This is a genomic window from Caulobacter sp. S45 (assembly GCF_903642205.1).
In the GTDB taxonomy this organism is placed as follows: Bacteria; Pseudomonadota; Alphaproteobacteria; order Caulobacterales; family Caulobacteraceae; genus CAHJWH01.
In genome coordinates, this window is record NZ_CAHJWH010000223.1 from 1 (window position 1) to 3,586 (window position 3,586).

At 72.9% G+C, this 3,586-nt stretch carries 1 protein-coding gene and 2 pseudogenes; 2 read left to right on the plus strand and 1 reads right to left on the minus strand.

The window, feature by feature from the left end; translation table 11 throughout:
• A pseudogene (locus HUV06_RS15160) lies at positions 1-1,922 on the minus strand (hypothetical protein); the annotation flags it as partial.
• Between the two features lie 217 nt (positions 1,923-2,139).
• Here HUV06_RS15160 and HUV06_RS15165 point away from each other — a divergent pair.
• The gene (locus HUV06_RS15165; protein ID WP_174302081.1) at positions 2,140-2,910 is read left to right on the plus strand and encodes an ABC transporter permease; all 771 of its coding nucleotides are present in this window, start codon (positions 2,140-2,142) and stop codon (positions 2,908-2,910) included.
• A 59-nt stretch (positions 2,911-2,969) separates the two neighbouring features.
• Positions 2,970-3,586 (plus strand): annotated as a pseudogene (locus tag HUV06_RS15170) (hypothetical protein); the annotation flags it as partial.

Genomic DNA, 3,586 nt, shown 5'->3' on the forward strand with positions numbered 1-3,586 from the left:
GAGACCTGCTCCGGCCGGGCTGCAGGCTCGGGCGGCGGAGCGAAGTCGTTGACCGAGAACCCCAGGAACGGCGCGCTCTCGCCCGCTGCAGCCGGAGCGGGCGGATCGTCGAAAGGCGCCGGCGCGAACACCGGCTCATAGGCGGGCGTCGCGGTCTCGACAGGCCTGGCCGGCGCAGGCGACGCCCAGGCAGCGGGTGCGAAGTCATCGTCCGGATTGAACGGCGACTCGCCGCTCTCGAATGGGTCGCGCTTGGCGAAGGGATCGTCCTCCAGCGCGGCCGGCGTGGGCTCGACCTGGGGCTCCACCGCAGCGACAGGTGGAAGCGGTCCAAAAGGGTCGGCGTTGGAGAGGGCGGCGGGCGCAGCGGCCTCGACCGCCGCGGGCGCCGCAGGTTCAGACGTGCGTCTCACGTCGGCAAGCCGCTGGTCCAGACGTCCTCGCGCATCGTCCAGCAGCTTGGCGGTGCGAGCCTCGCTGGCGCGGATGCGCTCGGAGAGGTCCGAGGCGCTGGCGGCCTGGCGCTCGTCGATGTGGGCGCCGATCTTGACCACCTTGTCGGTGACCTCGTCTATCGCTTCGGCCGAGCGGCGGTCGGAATGGGCGATGCGTTCGGCCAGCCGTTCGGCGATGCGGGCGATCTCGCCGCCGAGCTTTTCCAGCGCCTCGGCCTGGGCGTCGTCGGCGTGGCGCAGGCGGCTCTCCATGGCGTCGGCTAGGCGCGAAACCTCCCCGCCCATCGTCTCCACCGCGGCCGTGCTGCGGCTCTCCACCGCCGAGAGGCGCTCTCCGGTCTGCTCGGCCATCTCGCTCGCCTTGGTCTCGGCGGAAGCGACCCGGTCGCCTAGGCTGTGCGCCACGCGCAGCACTTCGCGCCCGATCCGGTCGATGGCCTGGGCCGAGCGGCGCTCCGCCTGCTCGACGTGGCCGCCGAGATCACGCAGCGCCGTCTCCATCTTCTCGACCCGGCCATCCGCGGCGGCGCGGAGGCGCTGGGCCAGGTCGGCGCGCGACGCCTCCACCCGCTGCTGCAGGTCTTGGGCCAGCGCCTGGAAGCGGCGCTCCATGTCGGCCGCGCCGTGGCCTGCGCCGCGCGCCTCGTTGGAGCGCAGCCGTGCGTCGAGGCCGGCGAAGGAGGTCTGCAGCGACTGAACGGCGGCGGTGGTGCGGGTCTGGGTCTCGTCGAGCCGCTCGGCCATGCGGGTCAGCACGGTCTCGACCTTCTCGGCGTCGGCGTAGGCGGCAGGAGCGGCCTCCACCACGGTTTCGATCCTCTGCAAGCGGAGACTGACCGTATCGGCGACCTGCTGGGCGGCCTCGGCGGCCTGCTGCACCTGCGCACGAGCCTCGGCCGCCCGCTCGGCCTCCTCGTCCATGCGCATGGCCATGCGTCCGAGCGCCGCCTCCAGCGCCTTCAACCCCTCGGCGCGGGGGCCGTCCTCGCTCTCCAGCTTGCGCAGGCGATCGGCGATGCGCGCCTGGGCCGCACGGACCTCCTCGACGGAGGCCTCGAGACGGATGGCGCCGCCCTGCTCGCGCTCGATCTCGTCCAGGCGCGACAGCACGCCCATGACCGACTGGTCCATGCCGCTGATGGCCAGGACCGAGCGGTGCTCAGCCGACTCCACCCGGGTGGCCAGGGTCTCGACCGCGCGGGCCAGGCGACTGGCGTCGGCGTCTTCGCCGGGCCGCAGGATTGAAGGACCGCCGCGGCGGCTGGCCTGGGCCTCGCGGTAGAGGTCGTCCAAAGGGCGGCGGGGTTCAGGCGGCGGAGACGCGATGGCCTCTGGCTCGCCGCCATCGATGATCATCTGGTTCAGCCAGTCGCCAAGCGTCATGCCGGACCGCCGCGCCAGATCCTTGGCTATCTCGCGCGCCTTCGGATCTATGCCCTTGACGCTCCAGGGACCGGCCGCTGTCATGGAAGAGCTATCCCCCGCTCCCGCAGAATCAGCCTCCACGGTGCCTGACGCTAGCGGCCCACCGGTGGGGTGTAAACGAGGCATGAGCGCTACATCTTGAGAGCTGACGCCGCACTCCGGTGCGAGGGGCGCTCCAGTCTACCCCAGTTGTCCGGATCATGGTTAACCGTCGCTTAAGGCGGGGCGCGGATGGACGCGGGCGCCGGAGGGAAGAGGCATGGAGCGTCTCCGCGGCATGGGCGCGTCGGTGCTGCTCGCGGCCGCCTTGCTGGTCGGCTGGCAGGCGGCTTGCCTCGCCTTCACCGTCCCCAGCTACGTGCTGCCGACGCCGCTGCAGACCGCTGAGGCGCTGGGACAGGACTGGGCGGAACTCGCGGCCGCCGCCTGGTCGACCCTGTCGATGTCGCTCCTCGCCCTGGTGCTGGCCACGGCCGTCGCCCTGCCCCTGGCCCTGGTCACGGGGTTGAGCCGGTGGGCGGAGCGGGCGGTGAAGCCGCTGGCGGTGACGCTGCAGGTCACGCCCGTGGTGGCCATCGCGCCGCTGGTGACCATCTGGGCGGGCCTGGATCACGCAGGCCGGGCGATCGTGGCCCTGGCGGCCGTGGTCGCCTTCTTCCCCCTCTATTCGGGCGCAGCCACCGGACTGCGCTCCGCCGATCCAGACCTGGAGCGGCTGTTCGACCTCTACGGGGCCACCCGGGTGCAGCGTCTGCTGCGCCTGCAGCTTCCCGCCGCCGCGCCCTATCTGCTGGAAGGATTCAAGGTGGCGGTCGGCCTGGCCATCATCGGCGCGGTGGTGGCGGAGTTCGTCGCCGGCTCCGGTCAGGCCCAGGGGCTGGCCTGGCGCATCCTTGAGGCTGAGCACCAGCTGCGTACGCCTGAGATGTTCGCCGCTCTGGCGGTGCTGGCGGCGTTGGGCGCAGGCCTGCACGCTCTGGCCGACCTCGCGGAGCGGCGGCTGCTCCGCCTGTGGCGCGGACGTGATTAGGCTGGGGTTAACGCCCGCCCGGCTAGGGTCGGGGCCCCAGGTATTGCGGAAGGCTTTTCATGTCGCGCGCGTCCGTCCTCGCCGTGGTGGCGCTCGGCGCCGCCGCGGCTGCCCTTCCGGCCCTCGCCCAGGACGCCACGGCGGACCGTTACGGGCCGCCCCCGGTCGGCTATCCCGGACCCACCGCCGGCTCGCAGCCGATGTATGCACCGTCGGCCAGCCCTCCGCCGGCGATGCGCGGGCGCATGCTGAGCTGGCCCGGCAAGCAGGACCGGGCCGCGGCTCCGGCCTACGCTCCGCCTTCGCGCGGCTACGCGCCCATGGCCTACCGGCCGGCCGGCTATTCGGCGGCGCCCAGCCCGCCCCGCGCCTACTCGGCGCCCGCTTACGGCGGCTTGAACCCGTACGCTCAGCGCGTCTATCCGGGATCGATGGCGGCCCGGCAGCCCGGTATCGAGCCTCACGCGCGGCCATCCGCGCCGCAGGCCTATGCGGGTCACACCCTCCAGACCGCCTATTCGACCCCGCCCCGTGTCTACGCGCCATCGGCCGCGATGGCGCGACGCTATGCACCCCGCCCGACTGAGGACGGCCAGGCGGCTGACGGATGGCGCCCGGTGTTCGCCGCCGCGCCGTCCGAGCGCATGGCGTTCCAGCCACGCCCGGCCGGACCGTC

Excerpts from the sequence above, each read along its gene's own strand:
- HUV06_RS15165 (WP_174302081.1), top strand. The coding sequence starts at position 2,140 with ATGGAGCGTCTCCGCGGCATGGGCGCGTCGGTGCTGCTCGCGGCCGCC.